The organism is Marvinbryantia sp. (assembly GCF_047017445.1).
GTDB lineage: Bacteria > Bacillota > Clostridia > Lachnospirales > Lachnospiraceae > Marvinbryantia.
In genome coordinates, this window is record NZ_JBKXTT010000008.1 from 169,808 (window position 1) to 192,087 (window position 22,280).

General features: G+C 48.8%; 17 protein-coding genes. 13 read left to right on the forward strand and 4 right to left on the reverse strand.

Going from position 1 to position 22,280, the window contains the following annotated elements; translation table 11 throughout:
• The first annotated feature begins 5 nt into the window (after positions 1-5).
• The 10 genes from ACLU9Q_RS11410 (at position 6) to ACLU9Q_RS11455 (ending at position 14,590) form a co-directional block, all read left to right on the forward strand.
• Positions 6-830: a carbohydrate ABC transporter permease gene (locus ACLU9Q_RS11410; RefSeq protein ID WP_157200770.1), complete on the forward strand. Its 825-nt coding sequence runs from the start codon at positions 6-8 to the stop codon at positions 828-830.
• A gap of 26 nt (positions 831-856) precedes the next feature.
• On the forward strand, positions 857-2,449 hold the full coding sequence (locus ACLU9Q_RS11415) for a hypothetical protein (protein ID WP_296837774.1): 1,593 nt from the start codon (positions 857-859) through the stop codon (positions 2,447-2,449).
• 259 nt (positions 2,450-2,708) lie between these two features.
• Positions 2,709-4,847: a hypothetical protein gene (locus tag ACLU9Q_RS11420; protein WP_296837771.1), complete on the forward strand. Its 2,139-nt coding sequence runs from the start codon at positions 2,709-2,711 to the stop codon at positions 4,845-4,847.
• 87 nt (positions 4,848-4,934) lie between these two features.
• Positions 4,935-6,770 carry a glycoside hydrolase family 43 protein gene (locus ACLU9Q_RS11425; protein WP_296837767.1) on the forward strand — a complete coding sequence of 612 codons (1,836 nt, stop codon included), beginning with the start codon at positions 4,935-4,937 and terminating at the stop codon, positions 6,768-6,770.
• Positions 6,771-6,950: 180 nt separating this feature from the next.
• Positions 6,951-8,249, forward strand: coding sequence for an ABC transporter substrate-binding protein (locus ACLU9Q_RS11430; RefSeq protein WP_296837764.1), 1,299 nt, complete (start codon positions 6,951-6,953; stop codon positions 8,247-8,249).
• 88 nt (positions 8,250-8,337) lie between these two features.
• Positions 8,338-9,225, forward strand: coding sequence for a carbohydrate ABC transporter permease (locus ACLU9Q_RS11435; protein WP_296837759.1), 888 nt, complete (start codon positions 8,338-8,340; stop codon positions 9,223-9,225).
• The gene (locus tag ACLU9Q_RS11440) at positions 9,225-10,064 is read left to right on the forward strand and encodes a carbohydrate ABC transporter permease (RefSeq protein WP_296908437.1); all 840 of its coding nucleotides are present in this window, start codon (positions 9,225-9,227) and stop codon (positions 10,062-10,064) included. The genes ACLU9Q_RS11435 and ACLU9Q_RS11440 overlap by 1 nt, the downstream gene beginning before the upstream one ends.
• Before the next feature lie 61 nt (positions 10,065-10,125).
• Positions 10,126-11,970: a sensor histidine kinase gene (locus tag ACLU9Q_RS11445; RefSeq protein ID WP_296831877.1), complete on the forward strand. Its 1,845-nt coding sequence runs from the start codon at positions 10,126-10,128 to the stop codon at positions 11,968-11,970.
• A complete protein-coding gene (locus ACLU9Q_RS11450; protein WP_296831875.1) occupies positions 11,948-13,393 on the forward strand; it encodes a response regulator transcription factor in 1,446 nt (481 codons plus the stop codon). The genes ACLU9Q_RS11445 and ACLU9Q_RS11450 overlap by 23 nt, the downstream gene beginning before the upstream one ends.
• A 42-nt stretch (positions 13,394-13,435) precedes the next feature.
• Positions 13,436-14,590, forward strand: a complete 1,155-nt coding sequence (locus tag ACLU9Q_RS11455; RefSeq protein WP_296831873.1) for a glycoside hydrolase family 88 protein — start codon at positions 13,436-13,438, stop codon at positions 14,588-14,590.
• Between the two features lie 80 nt (positions 14,591-14,670).
• On the opposite strand, the gene ACLU9Q_RS11460 is transcribed toward ACLU9Q_RS11455, so the two are convergent.
• Genes ACLU9Q_RS11460 through ACLU9Q_RS11470 form a run of 3 tightly spaced genes read right to left on the reverse strand, consistent with a single transcriptional unit; the run spans position 14,671 to position 17,451 of the window.
• A complete protein-coding gene (locus ACLU9Q_RS11460) occupies positions 14,671-15,867 on the reverse strand; it encodes an ATP-grasp domain-containing protein (RefSeq protein ID WP_296831871.1) in 1,197 nt (398 codons plus the stop codon).
• A 15-nt stretch (positions 15,868-15,882) separates the two neighbouring features.
• Positions 15,883-16,662, reverse strand: coding sequence for an esterase family protein (locus ACLU9Q_RS11465; RefSeq protein ID WP_296831869.1), 780 nt, complete (start codon positions 16,660-16,662; stop codon positions 15,883-15,885).
• Positions 16,663-17,451 (reverse strand): alpha/beta hydrolase, encoded by a 789-nt coding sequence (locus ACLU9Q_RS11470; RefSeq protein ID WP_296831867.1) that lies wholly within the window; start codon positions 17,449-17,451, stop codon positions 16,663-16,665.
• A 442-nt stretch (positions 17,452-17,893) separates the two neighbouring features.
• Here ACLU9Q_RS11470 and ACLU9Q_RS11475 point away from each other — a divergent pair, with 442 nt between their 5' ends.
• Both ACLU9Q_RS11475 and ACLU9Q_RS11480 read left to right on the forward strand, forming a co-directional pair.
• Positions 17,894-19,693 carry a D-alanyl-D-alanine carboxypeptidase family protein gene (locus tag ACLU9Q_RS11475; protein ID WP_296831866.1) on the forward strand — a complete coding sequence of 600 codons (1,800 nt, stop codon included), beginning with the start codon at positions 17,894-17,896 and terminating at the stop codon, positions 19,691-19,693.
• 47 nt (positions 19,694-19,740) lie between these two features.
• Complete coding sequence (locus tag ACLU9Q_RS11480; protein ID WP_296831864.1) at positions 19,741-20,478, forward strand: tyrosine-type recombinase/integrase; 738 nt, start codon at positions 19,741-19,743, stop codon at positions 20,476-20,478.
• Between the two features lie 134 nt (positions 20,479-20,612).
• On the opposite strand, the gene ACLU9Q_RS11485 is transcribed toward ACLU9Q_RS11480, so the two are convergent.
• Positions 20,613-21,554 (reverse strand): 3'-5' exonuclease, encoded by a 942-nt coding sequence (locus ACLU9Q_RS11485; RefSeq protein WP_296831862.1) that lies wholly within the window; start codon positions 21,552-21,554, stop codon positions 20,613-20,615.
• Between the two features lie 279 nt (positions 21,555-21,833).
• On the opposite strand from ACLU9Q_RS11485, the gene ACLU9Q_RS11490 reads away from it, so the two are divergent.
• Positions 21,834-22,280: ABC transporter ATP-binding protein (locus tag ACLU9Q_RS11490; RefSeq protein ID WP_412625265.1), on the forward strand; the 447-nt coding region annotated here is incomplete at its 3' end.

The window sequence follows — 22,280 nt, forward strand, 5'->3', positions numbered from 1 at the left end:
AAAATATGCGGAAAAAAGCTCTGAGCATATGCGGCTATAGTCTGATTACGGTGCTGGCGCTGCTGTATATGTATCCTGTGTTTATGGTTTTGATGAATTCTTTCAAGACCTCTGCGGAAATACGCACATCCGGATTATCCATGCCGGAGAGTCTTTACCTTGGCAATTACGTGACTGCCTGGGTAAAAGGAAACTTTGGACGTTCCCTTATTAACAGTATTATTGTGACCGGGGGAAGTCTGGTGGCAATTTACTTTCTGAACATCATTACAGCGTATCCGTTTGCAAGAATGAAATTTGCCGGAAAAGGCGCCCTGTTTATGCTTCTGCTCAGCGGAATTATGTTTCCGATACAGATGGCGATTATTCCGCTGTTCGGAATGATTACGAGGCTGGGACTGGTGAATAACCCGCTGGGGCTGATTTTTGTGTATACCGCCTTTTCTATTCCGATGGGGGTACTGTTGATTTCGAATTTTATAAAGGGGCTGCCGGTTGAGATTGAAGAGGCCGCGAGTATTGACGGGTGCGGGACGGTCCGCATGATGTTTCAGATTGTCAGACCGCTGATTAAACCAGTCATGAGTACATTGATCATTATTAATGCGATTAATATATGGAATGATTTGCTGCTCCCGATTATTGTCCTCACTACAAAGGATTCCAAAACGATGCCGGCGGGACTGATGTATTTTTCCGGTCAGTATAATACACAGTGGGAGTATGTAACGGCGGCGGTAATAATTATCAGTCTGCCGATGATTATTTTCTATATCCTGATGCAAAAGGATATTGTAAACGGACTGGCGTCCGGGGCGGTAAAATCGTAAATACAGATTTGAGAGAGGAGATTGAAATGAAGCTGACACCCAAAATTGTAGGAATTATTGGAAAAAGAAATGAATGGTATTTTTACGGAGACGACCTCCGGCCGGAAGAAATACAGTTTTCCGCGTCAAAATTACTGAGTGACATTACGGTGGAAGCCTGCGCGCACGGAATCCGCATGAGCGCAATGTGCGTGGGGAAGGGCAGAGGAATTGCGGCTGTGCGGATAAGAGAAAAACAGTACCGGATTCCGTGTGTGGTTTTTGGAGAGAAGGAATTTTTTCTCTGTATGGTAATCAGCAGCAATTTTCATTATGGGTATGATCCTTCTGCATACGAGGATTCGGATATTACGAAAAAACATGATGCTGCCGGAAACGGGTTTGACAAAGCGGCAAAGGAGCTTCTGCCAGTATACCGCAGGCATGATATTCCGGTGACGTGGCTGATTGACCCTGTTACAGGTTTCTTTAAAAAAGAGCAGATGATTCGCTGGCATGAGGCATTTGGTGATGATTATGGCATTATGCCTACATCAAACTTTTTTAAAAATACGGACAATTACAATACCAGGCATACACAGGAGGAGACGGATGAGTTTTTCGGAAAAATGAAGGCGATGACCGAACATCACTTCCCCTATTACACGCAGATCGCCGGAATTGATCAGTGGGTCGGAAGCGTCGGAAGTCATTTTGTGAAAAGCTGTGAAAAATATGGGATCCGGGGATTATGGGGGCTGGGGTATGACCACGGAACCTGCGACACCAGCATGTATCACAGAGGCTGTCCCTGGGACGTATACAAAATGGATACGGAAAATTTCAGAAGACCGGACCCGGACAGTGAAATATGGGGATACCAGTGGACCGTCCGCGATATCCTGAATACGGTGCACTGCCCGGAGGGGATAAGCGGAGCGGCTGTATTCAGCACGGATGCAGACGATATCTTTTTTCATAACATTCTGCAGACGGAAAAAGAATACTATAAACGGATGCTGGAAGAATATAAGAAAAATATGGAGCACAACGAATACTTTGTATTTCTGGTGCATCAGGAGGACCATGATACACATCACATACAGTGCAACGAATATTATGAGCAGTTCCTGGATTCTGTACTTCCGGATGAGGAAGTTACCCTGGCAACGATGCAGGAAATTACGATGTGGCTGGATCTGAAATATGGAAAAGGAAAGCATCCCTCGCAGATGATCGCAATGGAGGATATTCTGGAAGACCCGTCCCATGTGGTTTTTGAGGATGAATCCTATGAGGTGTGCGGAAAAATTAAACAACCAAAGGACTGGGGCAGGTATCGGCCGATCCGGGCATATTATGATGAAAAGATTCAGGCAATTTATGAATGCGGGGAGGACGGAAAGCCGAAGGTATTTCCGTACCGGGTATACGATTACCGGAAAGAATATCCGTTTGCGGAGGAGGGCGAATGGCCGCAGGAAGACTATTCCGGTATCAAAGAGGTAAAACAGTCGGAAAATGAAGTGATTATTATCAGCGGGAAAGAATACGGATCCGTGCCGCTTCTCCTGGAGGAGAAAATCAGGTATTGCAGGATCAAAGAGGGAGAAAACCGGATCTGCATTTCACATACATAAGCGATAAAGCGGCATCTCGAAAACTGCAGTTTCTAAAAAAACTGCAGTTTTTGCTTTAAATTCCACATTTTGTAAAAGAGAAATATACGGTATGATTTGAAAAACACAGAGAGCCAGGTGTTTCAAAGACACGGCGGGCAGTAACAGTTCGGACAGGCGGTCCTGTTACGACGGGCTCCATATGTACGGAGACTGTAAATGACAGGTTACTGTGAGCAGAGTGAACAGCAATAATGGCAGGGAGGATTTGGAGTAAAGTATGATAATAGACAAAAAAACAGGAGAACCGTACATCAATATCTGGTTTGGCAATTTTTACCGTCCGGCATATGATGACAAAAAATTTGTGAAAGAAAATATTGCGCTCTTGAAGAATTTGGGATTCAACAGTGTCATGCTGGACACAAAGGCATGGGAAGACTTTAAAGAACGCTATGAAGGAAAGGAAGCAAGTCAGTTTGTCGCCATGCATGAGTATATGCAGCGGGAACTGAAGAATATGGGAATGTCCCATGAATTTCTGGCGCTTTATCTCAACGGAGATAATCTCTATCCCAACATCCGGTTCAGTCCTCCGATTTACGGCGAATCGGTCATCGATAAAGATGGAAACGATGGAAAATGGTACCGTTACTGGTCTGATAAAGCGAAAGCTTCTATGGAGGAACATGTGGCAAGAGTGTTGGAATCCTATGGGGAGAATTATGTGGCAGTTACGGTAAACGGAAGAGAGAGAAAACCAATCTGCAGTATGTGGGATCCAATTGTAGCTCCAAGCTTTGACGAAGAAGGAAGAAAGCGTTACCTTCATTGGCTTGAAAATGAGTATCAGGGGGATATCGGACTTTTTAACCGGGCTTATGGTGTGGAAAAGACAAGCTTTGATACATTGGAGAAGGAAGATTACTGGTTCGAGTGCAGATATCCGGATTGTCTTACATTTTCAGAAGAGGATGTAAGGAATCAGACTCCGAAGGCAAGGATGCTGATGGATAACCGGAAATGGCAGTGCGAAGAGCTGTGTCTTTATTTTCAGGATATGAAGGAGCGGCTGCACAGGATTGATGAGTCTCTTTATCTGTGTCCGGATATGGCACAGTGGGGGTATTTTCTGAATGTGGATGGATCCATGCTGGCAGGTGTAGGATTTGCTGATCTCTGGGATACGGCGGCAAGAGGAATCGATATCTATCGTCTTGCGGAATATGTGGATTGTGCACATTTTCTTTCTGTTCCGGTAACGCCTGACGGAGATCCGGAAGCTTATGTAACTTCCTGTCATCACAGCATGATGCGCAGCATGAACAGTGGAAGAGAATTTATAGGCGGAATTTACTGGGGGAGGTATCTGTACAATGATATCTATACAGTGCTGACTCCATGTGAGATTGTAGCCTCCATCGTGGCAAGCGGTGCGTCAGGCTATACTTCTTACGGCATGTGCGGTTTGGATGACGGCGGATTGCTTCATCGGATGGAAGGGTACTTCAATGATTCCCTGGGGCGCGCGAATGAATGGGCGAAAGAAGTAATCCCGCAGCTTGGAGCAAAAAAGAAATCGAATGTCGCGATTTTGTTTCCTTCTGCAATGGCGGCTTATGAAACAATGCGCACGGAGGGAAACAAGGAGCGGCGGCTGGATCTGCTGGGATGGTACAAGGCGTGCCGGGATCTGGGAGCAGAAGCAGATGTGACAGACAGCAAAAACTTGTGTAAAGAACATTTTCTCGACAGTTATCGGGTATTGATTATTCCGGACAATGACTGCTATGAGATGAATCCGGATCCGGAGTTTGAAGAGACGCTTCGGGCATGGTGTGAGCATGGGGGTATTGTACTCTATGGTCCGGACAGTGCGCTGGCAAAGAATTGCTTTGGCGTGGAAGCATACAGGCATCAGCCGGACGCAATTCGTTATCAGGAGGCAGGCATGGTAAAGAGCAGAAATTTCTGCACTTATTCCGGCGGGAAATGCGTTGCGGCATATCTGTCTGATGGGGCATCCTGCGTTACACAGTATCAGACAGAGAATGGTTATCAGTATGCATTTGGCTTTAGCTATGGATATGCTTACAACACAAAGTTCATCCCTCATGTTCCGGTGGAACAGAAGAATAATGAGCTGTATCCTCTGGAGATGATGAAGGGAAATATTCTTGCAGATATTCTAAAGGATACGGCAGGGATGGAAACAAAGCTGCAGAAGAATATAGAACGGGCGTATTTCGCAAATGGGCAGATTATCATCAACCATACATCTTACCCATTTTACGTGGAGCAGGAGGGGGAAAAACAATACCAGTATCCGGTGAATGAAACGCTTCTTCTTCCCCATTCGGCTGTGTTTGTAAAATCTGATAACCATGAAATTGAGATGCCAAAGCATAATTCACAATGAAAGGACAGAAGGAATATGGAGAGCCAATATGTATACGGTGGAAGCATTTCTGGCGGCGGCAGATGCAGCGGGAAGGAGAAAATAATCATGCAGGCTAAAAATCCGATACTGAGAGGCTTTCACCCGGACCCTTCAATTATAAGGGTCGGGGTGGATTATTATATTGCCACCTCTACCTTTGAATGGTGGCCGGGGATACAGATCAACCATTCCAGGGATCTTGTCCACTGGGAAATCTGTACCTATGCGCTGCAGGACGCCGGACTGGTAAATCTGCAGGGAATCGGACCGTCGCAGGGAATCTGGGCCCCCTGTCTTACGTATGATAAGGGCATTTTCTATCTGGCGTATACGGTGGTGAATTCTTTTTACTGCAATATGTATGATACGAGAAATTATCTGATTACGGCGGAGAATATCATGGGACCGTGGTCGGAGCCGGTGCCGCTGCACAATATGGGATTTGACCCTTCGCTGTTCCATGATACGGATGGAAAGAAATACATGGTCAGCATGGTGACGGACCATCGGGTTCCGAAAAAATATGCCGGGCGGATCGTCCTGCAGGAATACGACCCGGTGAGAAAAACGCTGGTGGGAGAAATCCGGGAGATCTATGCTGCTTCCGATATTTTTCTGGAGGGACCGCACATATTAAAACATGACGGCTGGTATTATCTGGTGGCGGCGGATACTGGAACGGGAGAGGGGCACGGACAGAGTATTCTGCGCTCCCGAAGTATCTGGGGACCCTATGAGATGTATAAAAGCCCAAAGTGCGTCCGCACACGCGAGGGAGAGGCGTGGTCGATCATGACGACGCGGCACAGCCCGGAGTATCCGCTTCAGAAAGCGGGGCACGCGGATTTTGTGGAGACGCCGGACGGGCAATGGTATGCTGTGTATCTTTGCAGCCGCGCGCTGGAAAACAGAAATCCGGCGGATGCGAAAAAATTTCCCGGAGTGCGCAGATATCCGCTTGGACGGGAGACGGCGATCCAGAAGGTACACTGGACGGAGGACGGCTGGCTGGAGATAGACAGCGAAAGCGTCCTGCCGGATTTGGTGACGGAGATAGCCGGAGCGGAAGCTGTCCGGACGAAGTTTCAGCCAAGGATAACGGACACTGCGGAAAACAATTCAGCTGTGCAGGCAACCCCGGAGCAGGAGGCAGCGGACACGGCGGAAAACAAGCCGGTTGAGCAAGCTTCGGAGCCGGGAGCCGTGGATGCAGCAGAAAAAATACCAGCTGCCGGGAAGTGCCCGGAGCGGGAGACAGGCATTACAGCGGAAATTTACTGCGAGCGGGAGGATTTTGACGGCGCGGATATCAGCCCGGAATTTCAATCTCTTCGCATTCCAATGACAGAGGAATATGTATCCCTGACAGCGCGTCCGGGCTGGCTGCGTATGTACGGACGCGAAGGACTGGCGTCGTTGTTCCGTCAGAGTCTGATCGCCAGGAGGCGGACGGAATTTGTCTGCTCCTGCTCCTGTAAGGTGGAGTTTGAGCCGCAGAATTTTAAGCAGATGGCAGGCTTGATCTGCATGTACGATACAGAAAATTATATGTACCTGCATATCAGCAGGGATGAGGACTGCGGGAAATGCATCACATTGCTGCGCGCAGAAAATAAAGTTTACACCTATCCGGTAGAACCGGTGCCGCTGCCGGAGGATGTGCCTGTTTTTTTAAAAGCTGAAATCCATTATGACAGGATTCAGTTTTATTATGCAGCAGGCATAGAGGATTATCAGAAAATCGGACCGGAGGACGACTGCAGCTACATGTCGGACGAGGCATGCAGCCAGGGATGGTTTACCGGCAGTATGCTTGGAATATGTTGCCAGGATCTGACGGGCGCCGGACAATATGCGGATTTTGATTTCTTTATATACAGTACGGAAGAAAAAAATGTGTAAAATCGCAGCTGCCCAGAACAAGTTGAAGCGAAGGTGCCAAATAGTTATGTAAAATCTTAAAAATCCGAAGCTTGTGCTAAAAAAATCCGGTTTTTTTGCACAAAAAAATTTGCTATATTGATATCACAGAAAACGGAAGGCCAACCGGAATCAGAAAAAACATAAAGGGAGGATTTATTAATGAAGAAGAGATTAGCAATGCTTGGCACGGCTGCGATTGCGGCATCCATGCTGGCAGGAATGAGCGTAAATGCAGAGTCTATCGTGACGGAGCCGACAGAGCTGACATTTATTTTTGCAGACGGAGATGAGGGCGCAAAGTCTTCCATGAACGAGATCGTGAACCGTTTCAACGAAGCATACCCGGATATCACAGTTACTATTGAACCGGGCAACGGCGGAGCTTACAGCGAGTTTATCAAGACAAAGGACAGCGTTGGCGAGTTCCCGGATGTTATGGAGATGAGAGATACCGCGCTTTATGTGCGTGCAGGCAAGCTGGAAGCGCTGCCGGAGGATATTGTAAGCCTGTTTAAGACCACGACTGATTTCGACGGAAGCGTTTATGCGGTGCCGCTGGCAGGCGAAAACACGAACGGAATCATTTACAATAAGAAATATTTTGACGAAAACGGCTTTACGGAACCGACGACTTACGACGAATTCATCGCACTCTGCGAGGCAATTAAGGAAAAAGGCGATATGGCGCCGCTGGTAGTTGGCGGACAGGACATCTGGCACATGGGCTTCTGGTTCCACAAGGTATATAACGACCAGGTGCTCAGCCAGGACCCGGATTTCATCGAGCACTGCTACGAGGGCACGAAGGATTTCAGCGATCCGACCTTTAAGGCGGCACTGGAAGAGCTTCAGACGATCATGAGCTACGCACAGGACGGCTGGGTTTCCACGCCGGACGCGCAGATCACGACCTTCCTGGTAAACGATATGGCGGCAATGATGTACTCCGGAACCCATATGTTCTCACAGATCGCGTCGGCGAACCCGGAATTTGAGATGGGATGGTTTGCAGTGCCGAGTCCGGATGGGAAGATCCGTCTGGTTGGCGGAGGCGGAGTCGGCGGTCTGGCAATTTCCGCTGAGGCGGCAGAAGATCCGAACAAGAAAGCAGCAGCGGAGGAATTCCTCAGATTCTTCTATCAGCCGGAGAATTATAAAGTATACTGTGAGACGCTGAGCGCGATTCCGGCAACCGTGGAACAGCCGGATCTGGATGTCATTGATGTTCTCCAGGAAGTTATCGACGCGACAAATACCGCAGACGACCTGGCACCGATGTGGAACGGACGCGTGGGCAACAATGAGCTCCCGCCTGATTTCCGTAACTTCACCTACAAGACAGCGATCGAGGTGCTCCAGGGTACCAGAGATATTGATTCTGCATGCGAGGAGCTGAACAAAACCTGGCAGGTTGGTATGCAGAGCTTTAACCCGCTGACAGGTGTGGGTATTGAGTAAAGATAAGAGCGTAACTGCATAAAAGCAACATAAAAAACTGCCCGGCATGAATTCATGACCGGGCAGTAATAAAAAAGGGAAGAAGATTATGAATATAAAGAAAAAAGGATTTGATAAGGTTGCGTTCATGTTCATTGCGCCGGCATTTATTTTCTTCACGCTGTTTCTGATCGTCCCGACGATATCCAGTGTATATTACAGCTTTACCTCCTGGGACGGAATTAACCCCAATGTAAAGTTTATCGGTCTGGCAAACTATAAGGAAATATTCACCAGCGCACGCTTTGGAAATGCCTTGAAAAATACGGTTATTTTAACAGTTTTTATATCATTGTTTGAAAACTTTTTTGCGCTGGTGCTGGCGCTGATGGTTGACCACATCCGCTGGGGAAAAAATTTCTTTCGGAGTGCATTTTACATCCCGGTGCTGATCAGCGGCATTGTTTCCGGTTTTATCTGGAAGATCATGTACAACTATAATTTTGGAAGCATCAACTCCATCTTAAACAGCATCGGACTGGGACAGTTCAGGCAGGACTGGCTGGGAAATACAAGTCTCACATTGATCATGATCGGAGTGGTGCTGGTGTGGAAGGGCGCCGGTTACTATATGATCATTTATCTGGCATCCCTGCAGAGCGTTTCCACAGATCTGATCGAAGCGGCCGAAATTGATGGGGCGAGCGCATGGCAGCGCTTTAAATCCATTACGGTTCCGATGATCTCCGGCGCGTTTACGATTAACTTTACGTTATCGCTGATAAACGGGCTGAAGGTATTTGACCAGATTAATGTCATGACGGACGGAGGACCGGGCTTTACGTCGGAGACGCTGGTTTATCTGCTCTACAAGGTTGGATTTAACGAAGGACGCCAGGGCTTCGGCACGGCGGTAGGTCTTATGCTGCTGTTCATTATTATCATATTAAATACGCTGCAGCAGAGGTTTTTGAGAAGCAGGGAGGTGCAGATGTAATGGAACGTGGAAGAAGAAAACTGAAGGCGACGGATATTTTACTTCTGATTGCGGCGGTGATCCTGGCGGTTTTGTTTTTGTACCCGGTATTTTTTGCACTGATTTCCGCGTTTAAGAGCAACGGCGATATCCTGAAAAATCCGTCCGCGCTGCCGACCTCTTTCTACATACAGAATTTTAAGGATTTGTTTTCGCAGTCCGATTTTGCAACGGCAATCGTGCATTCCGTGATCCTCACGGTGGTTTCCGAGGCGCTGATCGTCTGCATTGTACCGATGGCGGCATACGGGATTGAACGCAGAAAAAGCAAGGTTACTGCTTTTATGTACACCTATTTTCTTGCCGGAATGATGATACCGTTTCATCTGTATATGTTCCCGCTGTTCCGGGAACTGCGGATCTTTCATCTTTTCGGAAATATGGCGGGGCCGGTTGTTGTGTATATTTCCGGTTCGATCGCGTTTGGATGTCTGCTGTACTGCAGCTTTTTAAAGGGGATTCCGCTGGAGATCGAGGAGGCGGCGATGATCGACGGCTGCACACCGTTTCAGACCTTCTGGAAGGTGACGTTTCCACTGCTCGGACCCTGCACCGGCTCAATGGTAATTTTAAACGGACTGAATATCTGGAATGATTATCTGATGCCGTATCTGGTGCTGCCGAGCGGCAAGGCAAAGACCATCACGGTAGAAATCGCCGCTTTTGTTGGACAGTATACGGCAAGATGGGATATCGTATTTGCAGGCACGGTGATTTCCATCGTTCCCGCGCTCTGTATTTTCTGCGCATTCCAGAAATATTTTGTGAAGGGAATCACAGCGGGTGCGGCAAAAGGCTGACAGGAGAAAGAAGTTTATGTTATAATTTCAGGAGAGGATTCTTTGTGCGGAGGGCGGCGGTATGAAAACATGGTTCCGGAAACTGAGCTTATACCATAAATTTGCAATTACGATTATTTTGGTCGGGCTTGTCCCAATGCTGATACTGGCAACGGTTATTCTGAACAGCATGATTTCTGATTACCGGCTGGCACTGCAGGCGCAGTACACGCAGGCAGCAGAGTATGTGGGAAACAGTCTGGAGGAGGTGCTGGACACCTACAATACGATATCCAAGATGCCGTACAGTTACAATAATTCACAGGACGAGTACGCCAGAAGAGATTATCTGACCTTTGATAATTTCCGGCAGATGCTGTACGGCGAGGGATACGACCCGGAGACGATGGAGGAAGACCGGGCGTCCGAGATGCACGAATTTTTGAAATATCTGGACGGGGTGGACCAGTATATGCAGGGCGCGCACTTCGTGGCGCCGGACTTAAATGGGGAAAAGCTGGCGTTTCACTACAGCCGCTACAGCACCTTTTTTAAAGATGCGGCATTATTTGAAAATGTGATGGATTTTGAAAATCTTGACAGACAGAGCAGACAGCTGATCCTGATCCCAACGCACGCGACCGGGTATTTCAGCGGCTTGAACAACCCGGTGTTTACGGTGGCGCGGAACTATTATGATCTTCGGGGCGAGATTGGGAATACGCCCTATGTGGGGACGCTGTTTCTCGACGTTGACATAAGAAGGATCGCGCAGATTTTCACAAGTGTAAAATTCAGCGGAAATGAAGATTTTTATGTGACAGATGAAAGCGGAAATTGTCTGTACAGCAGCGACAGCGCCTGCATCGGGAAGAAGCTGGATATGACATTTGAAAATACACAAAAGCAATTTGTGGTAAGATCCAGAGAAAATGAATATGGGCTGCAGGTGATCGCAGTGATGGATGCAGCCGTTGCCTTCTCCCAGATCTACAATGTACAGAAAATCATTTATCTGTTTGTCGGCGCGTCGATCGCCGCGCTGCTTGCGGCGTCTGTTTACTTTTCAAAACGGCTGACGAAGCCGATGCAGGCGATGATGCAGGAAATGGAAAAGATTGAGAAGGGGGATTTTAACATTCAGCTTCCGGTGCATTCGGAGGATGAGATCGGCATTCTCTCACAGCGCTTTAATCAGATGAGCGCCGCCTTAAAGAAACATATTGATCAGGTGTATGTGTTCCGGCTCAGGCAGAAGGAGGCGGAGCTGACGGCGCTGAAGTCGCAGATATATCCGCACTTTTTGTATAACACGCTGGAGATTATCCGTATGACGGCGCTGGAGGAGGGCAACCAGAACGTGCCGGAAATGATCGAGGCGCTCTCAGAACAGATCCACTATCTGATCGGACCGGTGACCGATATGGTTCCCCTGGAAAAGGAGCTTGGCATTATCAAAAAATATATTTACCTTCTGAACTGCCGGATCACCGGAAAGATTCAGCTCAGAACGCAGGAGGAAGGTCTGGACGGAATTATGGTGCCGAGGCTGATCCTGCAGCCGATCGTTGAAAATGCCTACGTTCACGGAATCAGACCACGGAACGGAAAGGGCAGCATCAGCGTAGAGGCTTATGTGGAGGACGGGGAGCTTTGCATCAGTGTGATGGATACCGGCGTCGGGATGGACGCACAGGCGCTTGACGGACTGCGGCAGCTCCTGGAGGGCGATGCTCCGGGGGTTAAGGATGAGTATAACTGGCAGAGCATCGGCTTAAAAAATGTACATGACAGGATACGTTTGCTGTACGGGGAAAAATATGGTATTACGGTGACAAGCACGGTGGGGATCGGGACGATGGTCCAGGTAATGATGCCGGTGATTTTCGGGGAGGATGCAGAGGATGAGAATGATATTGGCGGATGATGAGCCGGTGATTATCCGGGGAATCCAGAAGCTGCTTGATTTTGAACAGCTCGGTATTGAGATCGTGGGGGAATACACAGACGGAAAAAGCGCTATGAAAGGGATTCTGGAGCTGAAGCCGGAGCTTGCGCTGCTGGATATTTCCATGCCGGAAATGACAGGCGTCGATATACTGAAAACATGCCGCAGAATGGGGCTGGATACAAAGGTGATCTTTATCAGCGGATTCCAGGAGTTTGAGTATGCGAGGGCAGCCGTGCAGTATGGAGCGGTGGAGTACTTACTGAAGCCGGTAATCCGGGAGGAGCTTTTGCGGGCGCTGGAAAAATGTACTCATATTGCAAAAGATCACACAGAAAATTTCCAGCCTGCGCAGAGCGGGGAGCGGCCAGAAGCCGGAGACCTTATGGAAGGAACTACAGTCTATGTGAAGATATTCTGGCAGGACGACGGGAATGACCAGATGCGGCGGCTGATGGAGTTTTCCCTGCAGAGCTTTCTGGAGGAATATCTGTCGGAGCAAGGCATTGGAGAGATGATTTATCGCGGGAAGCAGACGGTTCTTCGATTAAAGACGACAGATGAAGAGGAATGCCGCGATATTTTAAAGAAGCTGGAGCTGCTGGTGCAGGAGAGATATCATCAGAAGCTTGGATTTCTGGTGGGAAACACAGAAGGAGCGGAGGGCTATCTGTTCTTTGTGGAGCCGTCGGAGGATCCGGTCTGTTTTCTTAAGGAGGAGAGCGAGGAAGAGTGGAAGCGGTTTATGCAGCTTCGTGAGCGCATGATCGATTCCGTGGTTGCCCAGAATGAACCGATGCTGGAAAAACAATATGAGCAGTATACAAGGCTGCTGGCCCGGATTGCCAGAGGGAAAAAGGAGGATGCCTATTTTTATCTCTGCACGTTGATTCGTATGCTGGAGGAGCGGTTTCACAATCTGGGGCTTCCGGGAAGAAATCCCGATATGCGGGGGCTTCTGGAGAAGGGCAGGGCGTGTGAGACCTACCGCGAAATGAAGGCGGTATATTTTGAACTGGCAGCAGGGTATATCCATCAGCTTCAGAGTACGGTGGTGGGCGTTGAAAACCAGGACTTTCTGAAGGCGAAGGCTTATATTGAGAATCACTACGACGAAAATCTGACACTGCAGGTGCTGGCGGATGTGGTGCACATGAACCAGTATTATTTCAGCAGTTTTTTTAAGAAAAATGCCGGGGAGAATTTTAAGGAGTATTTAAACCGCGTCCGTCTGCAGCACTCTATGGCGCTGCTCATGAAAACGGATATGAAGGCTTACGAAATTGCCGCGCGGGTAGGCTTTAAGGATGCACGCAATTTTTCAGAAAACTTTCAGCGCTATTATCATGAAACGCCGAATGAATTCCGCAAGAGGCGGCGCGACGCGGCGGAGGAATCTTAAAGCAGCATGTTTGATCATAATAAGAGAGGATGAGCGTTACAATTGGAAGAGACGAAATGGGCAAGAGAGATGGCAGCGCGGATCACAGAGAAGATGCGCTGGGTGAGCGAGAAAAATAAAGAAAAGATACCGTATACGACAGACGAAAACGGGGATTACGATGACCGTTCGGACAAAAGCAGAAGCTGGAATGCGGATGACGGGCTGAGCTGGTGGACGAACGGATTCTGGGGCGGCATGATGTGGCTGCTGTATCTGTACACGAAAGAGGAACGCTATGCAGAGATCGCGCGCATTTCTGAGGATAAAATGACGGAGTGCTTTCAGACCTTTCTGGGATTGCATCATGACGTCGGATTTATGTTTCAGCCGACGGCTGTCGCAGACTACCGGATTACCGGGCGCAGCCAGGCAAAAACGACGGCGCTTCATGCCGCTGCGCTTCTGGCGGGGAGGTTTAATCCGGCGGGAAATTATATCCGGGCATGGAATGATATTCCAGGAAGCACAGATGATACCAGAGGCTGGGCGATTATCGACTGCATGTTTAATATTTCCCTGCTTTACTGGGCGTCGGAGGAGACGAAGGACCCGCGCTTTCGTCATATTGCAATGATGCACGCTGACACCGTGCGGAAAAATTTTGTGCGGGATGACGGATCCGTCTGCCACATTGTGGAATTTAATCCGGAAACCGGAGAAATGGTAAAGAGCTATGGCGGGCAGGGCTATGCGGAGGGCTCCGCGTGGACGAGAGGACAGGGCTGGGCGGTCTATGGTTTTATGATCAGCTACCGGCACACCGGAAAGAAAGAGTATCTGGAGACGGCAAAGAAAGTGGCGGAATACTGCATCGCGCATATTCCGGAGAGCGGCATTATTCCGGTGGACTTTTGCCAGCCAGAGGAACCGGCGTGGGAGGATTCCTGCGGCGCGTGCGTGATCGCAGGCGGTCTCATTGAGCTGGCAGAGCAGGCGGAGGGTGCCGAAAAGGAGCGTTATCTTAAATATGCCCGGAGGATTCTGCAGACGATTGCCGAAACGCGCGCCGACTGGGGAACGGACTGTGATGCGATCGTGCAGAACTGTTCGGCTTCCTATCATGATAAGAGACATCATTTTACGATGAGCTATGCGGACTATTTCTTTATGGAGGCTGTATTCCGGCTGGCGGGAATGGAATTTAAGATGTGGTAAAAAGAAAAGACCGTGCGGTTCCCTGGTTTGGGAAAACACGGTCTTTTTAAACCTGTGCACATTAGCAGCCGCACAGATTCTTATTCGTTGCACTTCAGAATATCGTTATAGAACTCGTCCATCTCTTTGCGTGAATTGAACACGGCTACATACATCTGGTTGCCCATCGCGCCGGAGAGCACGTCGGGGATGCGCTCCATCATTTTCATGTTGCCTTTGTATTTTTCTGCGATGTCGGCGTGGCTTAAGGCAAAATCCTTGCCGTCGCGTCTGCCTGCAAATGCGCAGTAGGCGTGCGTGCCGACCGGCATGGTGGAGCGGTCAAAGGCAATCATATCCGCCCAGATCTTGTACACGTCGGTGCTGTGGGCAAAGTCGATCATATCCGGGGTGACGCCGCCGCTCGGACGCATGTTGACTTCGAGAGCCACCAGATCGCCTTTTTTGCCCAGTCCTTCCTGATCTTTCAGCAGGCGGAAAAATTCAAAGTGTACAAAGCGGCTTTTTACACCGAAGCTCTTCACGGTAGCGCGCCCTGCCTCGCGGGTGTCGTCCGGGAGACTCTTTAAGATGTAAAAAATGGAATTGTCATTTTTGTTGACAATATCCATGATAGACATCGGTGTGATATTGCCCGTCTCAAACATCGGCTGCCCGTGGGAGTCGATAATCGCGTCGTAAGAGTTCACCTCGCCGTTCACAAATTCTTCCATAATATAGGCAGTATCCGGCCACTTCAGCTCGAAAAACTGCTTCATCTGCTCTTCATCCTCGATTTTGAAGGTGTGGGATGCGCCGACGCCGTTGTCAGGCTTTGCAACCACGGGGTAATGCACCTGTGCGGCAAAATTCAGGCAGTTTTCCAGCGTATCTACCATGTGGTAGCGCGCGGTGGGGATGCCTGCGGCGGCGTAGTATGCCTTCATCTGTGACTTAAACTTTATGTGAGGAATATCGGACGCCTGGAAGCCCGTGGTGATATTAAAGTCGGTGCGCAGACGCGCGTCGCGCTCCAGCCAGTATTCATTGTTGGACTCCAGCCAGTCGATGCGGCCGTGTTTGTAAATGAGAAACGCAACGGCGCGGTACACCTCATCGTCATTCTCCAGGTTGCTCACTTTATAATATTCGTTCAGGCTGTCCTTCAGATCGGTCGTCAGCTCGTCGTAGGGCTGGTCGCCGATACCGAGCACATTCAGCCCGTTTTTCTTCAGCTCGCGGCAAAACATCCAGTAGTTTGCCGGGAAGTTTGGTGAAATAAAGATAAAATTTTTCATAATATGTGTCCTCCCTCATGATTCTCTTACGGCGCCGCCGGAACTTTCAAGCAGATATGGAACAAAATATTCCACCTGACGGTACCACCAGTACCAGTCGTGGGAGCAGTCGAAGCCCCAGTAATCTACCCAGGCGTCGATGCCCTTGCTCTTTAGAATGCCGTCCAGCTCACGGGTGGAATCCGGCAGCTCCCACGGTCCCTGCCCCACGCAGATGATCGCTTTCTTTTTGTTATACAACGTAATGTACGGGTGATCCGCCGGCATGTTTGCCAGGTAGTGAACCGGTGAATTATTGTAGACCAGATCATCCATATAGGAACCGAAGCCGTATGCGGCGGTGTAAATGCCGCTCAGCGCAAGCAGTCCGTCGAACAGATCGGGGCGGCGGAAATAGAGATTCGCCGCGTGGGTGGCGCCAAGGCTGCAGCCAAAGACAATGACGTCGGGATAGCCCCTCCAGCCATTGCGCTCATTTACCATATTGCGCATGAATGGAACCATTTCGTCGGTGATATAGGCAATCCACTGCTCATAACGGCAGATGCGCCAGCGGGGATCGCCCTGGCTGTTGGACCAGGTCTCCCCGTCAACGGTGTCGATGGAAAAGACCATCACCTTGCCTGCGTCGATAAACGGCGCCCAGACATCGATCATTTTAAAGTTTTCGAAGTCGAAAAAGCGTCCGTCCTGACAGGGAATAAAGAGGACAGGGCGTCCGGCGTGACCATAGACCTTCCACTCCATGTCACGGTTTAATTTGTGACTGTACTGTTTGTAATATTGGATCTCCATTTATTCCTGTCCTTCCCTGCTGGTTTCAGGATATGTGATGGTGTTCATAAAGAACGGAATCTGCTTTTCCCAGCATGCCTCACAATGAGTTCCGCCCGGAACGATACGGCTTACAAGCAATACGGAACGTTCGAGCAGGCGCGCGGCAATGTTTTTAAAGTGACGCTCCATGCCGGGGCGCATTTTCATCTCATGCTCTCCGTAATCCATGTAGACGATCGTATCCGGCAGAAGCTGCGCTTCGCGGATGAGCTTTTCCAGCTTGCCCGGCGCTACCCAGATGGACGGCGAGAGCGCCGCTGCGCGCGAGAACGTCTGATTATATTCCATGACGGCATAAAGGCTCATCAGCCCGCCCATGGAGCTTCCTGCGATATAGGTGTGGTCGCGGTCCGGCAGCGTGCGGAACCGGTGGTCGATCTCCTGTTTAAAGGTATGTATCATCCATTCCATGGTCTGGTCGCCGTATCCGGTGATTTTTCCAAAGCTCGGTTCGGTAAAATTGTAGGGCGAATATTCCTTCAGACGCCCGTGATCCGGGCTGTGGTTGCATTCCACGGCGGCAATGATCATCTGGGTGCCGGTGGATTCCATGTATTCCTTCATGCCCCAGCATTTCCCATAGGTGGCGTCGGAATCAAAGAAGACATTGTGTCCGTCGAACATATATAAGACCGGATAACGTGTGTCCTCATTGCCGTTGTAGTAGGATTCCGGCAGGTAAATATAAGCGTTTCTCTCTTCATTTCCGGTAAGTATCGGAACGGTTACTTTCCATTTTTCTATCATAGTCTGACCTCCCTGTTAAAAAGTGGTTACTGTTCACGTCGTTCACAGTAATATTCGCAAATCCATTTAAAATTCGCTCTGCGAATGGGATCTGCTCACACCTGTATTACTTTCTTACGGACTTTGCCCACAGGACTAGCTGCGCGTCGCAGCGGATGCAAAGTCCTGACCTGAACAGTAACAAAAAGTGCCTTTTAGCAGCGGGATGCTGCACCCCGCTGCCGGCGGGTTGAAACAGCTTTAGATGCTTCAACCGCACAGGTAGAATTGTTTCTTATGAGTAAATATAGCACAAACCGTAAAAAACCGCAACCGCTTCGGGAATTACGCCGGAAGTCACGAAAAAATTTTTGAGAAATATAAATTTCTTCTTGTAAAATGGGGAAGGATTTGTTATAATATGTGATGTAATTTTTGAAAATGCGAATCTGGGAGATAAATGATGAAAAAGGGGAAAAATTTTCTGCCGTTGCTTTTGTCTTTTCTGCTGATTTTCAGTATGTTTCCGCTACACGGCTTCGCAGAGGATTCCGCAGGGGAGGAATATGCGGAGGAAACGGAAGCAGAAACGGAGCATCTGGCGGCTTATTATGAAGAAATCCAGTCAAACAATATCCCGAACTGGCCGCAGGGAGATGCGGTAAATGCAGAGACGGCTATTTTGATGGACGCCGATACCGGAGCGATTCTCTATGCGAAGAGTATTGAGAAGCAGGAGTATCCGGCGAGTATCACCAAAATCATGACGGCACTTATTGCGTTGGAGAAGGGAAATTTAAGTGATGTTGTTAAATTTTCTGAGAATGCGGTTTACAGCATCGAATACGGAAGCTCTCATCTCGGGCTGACTGCCGGTGAGGAGCTGACGCTGGAGCAGTGTCTGTACGGGATCCTGCTCGCTTCGGCGAACGAGATTTCCAATGCTGTTGCGGAGCATATCGGCGGAGATATCGAAACCTATGTCGGCATGATGAATGATAGGGCGGCGGAGCTTGGCTGCACCCATACACATTTTGTAAATGTGCACGGACTTCACGACGAGAATCATTATACGTGTGCGAAGGACATGGCACTGATCATGCAGGCGGCGCTGAAGAACGAGAAGTTCCGCGAAATCATAGGAACCGTCGAATACAATTACCCGGAGACAAATCTGGTAGATGAGGTCCGGTACTTTATCAATCATCACAAAATGATTTCCGAGGAAGGAATGCTGTACGACGGCTGTATCGGCGGAAAGAATGGCTATACCGACGAAGCCTGGAATACTCTGGTCACAGCGGCGGAGCGCGATGGGATGACGATCATCAGCGTGGTGCTGCGTTGCCCCGGACAATATGTCTCATATGATGATACGAAGGTGCTGCTCGATTATGGATTTGCCAATTTCCATGATGAGCAGATCGCGAATACGGGCGGCGCAGGGCTGGAGATTACCGGCATTGAGGACGCCGATGAGCAGGAGAGAATTAAGAGTGCGGACTTTTCCGAAGCGCCGTTTGAGATGGCAGCGGAGACGAAGGTCACGCTTCCGGCGGGCGTGGAGGCTTCCGCATTGAAAAAGACCATGGATTTTGGCACGCATACCCTGTCTTATTCGTATGAAGGACAGGTTCTCGGAAGTGTTCCGTTCACGTACACCGGGCAATGGGAGACAGAAGCGCCTACCGAGGTTTTAACAGAAGCAGTCACCGAGACGGAAGCTGTTAAGGAATCCGGTGGAGTGGCCGGTACGGTCGGCGGCGTTCTGGGAACGATCGCAGGCGGAGCGCTGACGCTCTACGGAAAAATGGATGCGTTTATTGAAGAAAATACGGTGATCGCTGCGATCATCGGGGCAGTTCTTCTGCTGATTTTTGTACCGCTTCTTCTGGTTGCCGTAAACCGCAAGCGGAAATATATGAAAATTATGGAGCTGCGCGAAGAAGATATGAAGATCCGCCGAATGCTGGAAGAAGAGATTGAGCGCAAATCTGCAGCCCAGGTGGAGGCGGAGCTTCGCGCAGAGCAGCTTCGGCAGGAACTTGCAGAAGAAAAAGAGAAGCGCCGTCAGCAGGAAAAAGAGCTGGAGGAAATGGAAAATAGCCCGGATTTTTATTTCGATGAGGAGAGCGACGGCGAAAAACAGGAAGAGCCCCCGCAGGAAGCTTCCGGTCAGAAGTCACAGAAGAATTTTGATGACGAACCGGAGGATGAGTATATCGAGGTTCCGCTGGAGGATGACGATGAACCGTTGGATTAGTTAAACCAAGCATAAAAGCTTAAATAATTAAAAAGGGAGGAAAAACAATGAATTGGGTATCACCGATCAAAGACGAGGAGACACTGAAGAAATTTAAAGAGGCATTGCGAGAGGTGGATGACAAATATTACATTTTGTTTGAAATCGGCGTAGGAACCGGAATGCAGCTCCAGGAGATTCTGAAATTTAAAAATAAAGATATTCGCGGCAAGGATAAGATTGAGGCATCCATCGGGACGAAGAATATCAAACGTACCTTCACCATCCCGAAGGATTTAAAGGAAATCATCAATAATTATACAGAAGGAAAGGATCCGGACGCGTATTTGATCCAGGGTCATGCAAGCTCCTCCGCACCGCTTTCCCGAGAACAGGCGTACCGCGTATTTAAGAGCGTCGGCAAGGAAATGGGACTGAATTCCATCGGCGCGCAGACCATGCGCAAGACCTTCGCATGGAGATATTACAAGAGCACAAACGATATTTACTATCTGCAGAACCTGCTCAACCATGCGTCGCCGTCCATCACTTACCGTTACATCGGTGAGAAGCCGAACGTAGAGGTCGTTCTCAAAAAGATGACGCCGGAGGAAAATGAGAGAAGCCGTTACATGCTCTACAAAGACGGAAACGGAAAGAAACGTATGAAAGCGATCGTGGATCTGTTTAAGGGTCTGGAGGCAGAGCTGGACAATCCGACAAACAACGATGCTTTCTATGGAAAGCTTGACTGCCTGCTCACAGAGGTAGAACAGCTTGTTGACAATTTCAAGAGCACAAAATAAAAAGGGAGTAAAAACAGCCTCACGGTTTGCGCGTCTGAGAGGACGCGGCAGCGCGGGGCTGTTTTTGTAAGTTGCCATGCATACGGCAAAAACGTCCGGTGGACGTTTTTTAGTAAAAGGTTTGCCGGGGGATTTTATAAGTCCCTCTTTTTTTCCGTGCGCTCTTTATAGCGCGTGATAATTTCCTGAGCGCGCTCTTCGCTGATGAGCTTGAGTGTTTTTACACAGAAATAACTTTTGTCGTCCTCTGTTTTTTTTATGCGGATTTTTCCCTTTAACCAGCCGTGCTCCTCGCAGTAGGAGAGGCAGCGGTAGTTTTTGCTCCCGCCGGTAAACCAGGGGATTTTTTTCACCGCTTTTTTGCCGCAGACATAGCAGGTGGTGGAGCGGACGACGCGATCCTTCATGACGGCAGTCCGCGACGGAAATTTTTTAGAGACATACTTTGAATAATTTTCGAATGTCTCATAAATTTCTTCATTGCGCCGCTGGGGGATCCGGAAATAGTCGATCGAATAATAGGAGAGCAGCGTATCCTCCGGCAGAAAGCGCATTACGGCTGCGGTGTAGTAGGCGTCGGAGAGCGCTTCGTGGAAGGGAACGTTTTTCTTAATATGCAGCATATCCACGGCGTGCTCCAGCGTGCGGCGGCTTTTTCCGTCCTCAAAGGTGAGGCTGAAAATTTTCTGGATGTCATAAAATTTCAGCGGGAAGGGAAAAAAGCCTGGCAGCTTATGGTAGCGGATGTTTCTCTGAAGCTCCAGGAGATCCAGCGAACCCCAGGTACAGTAGTGTGCGTCCGGGCCGCACCATTTCCGGAATCTTTCAAGAACTGCCGGAAAGAAATCGGCACTTTCAAGCGTCTCCGGATCGATATGCACGATTTCCTGCGTTTTACTGTGCAAACGCAAATAGACCGTCGGCCTGATATACTCATGAAAACGGTCTGTCTCAATTTTCTCACTATTCAGCTTTATGGCGCCGATCTCCAATATCTCAAAAGGAAGATCGCGCAGCTCGTGTTCCTTGCCGTCCGGGCACTGGTTCCATTCCAAATCAAATACAATGTAATTCATGAGCCTATTATACATACGTCGCGAGGGGATGTCAAATGGTGATATTGTCCTGTAAAACCTTGTTTTCGTGCATTGTGTATAAAATTTAAAAGTACTTTCGTCAAACTGCCTGTTGTCAAAAAACGGTCTGTTGCACATGAGCAGATGTGACAAGCCATTTAAAAAAAATTTGTTTATTAGTGGTATAGCGCTTTTCGGGAAAATAAGCTATACTCTTTTCATAGGCAAACAAAGGGTTTGCGTGACAACTTGATAAAAATTCTAGGAGGAAAGTAAAAAATGGCAAGTTTATCTTTGGAGCACATTTACAAAAGATACCCGAACGGATTTGAAGCGGTTAAAGATTTCAATCTTGAGATTGAAGATAAAGAATTCATCATCTTTGTAGGTCCGTCCGGATGTGGTAAGTCCACAACTCTTCGTATGATCGCTGGTCTGGAAGAGATTTCAGAGGGTACTCTGAAAATCGGCGACAGAGTTGTAAACGATGTAGAGCCGAAGGACAGAGATATCGCGATGGTATTCCAGAACTACGCTCTGTATCCGCATATGACTGTTTATGATAACATGGCATTTGGTCTGAAACTGAGAAAGGTTCCGAAGGATCAGATCGACAAGATGGTTAGAGAAGCTGCAAAGATCCTCGACCTTGACAAACTGTTAGACCGTAAGCCGAAGGCTCTTTCCGGTGGTCAGAGACAGCGTGTTGCTATGGGACGTGCTATC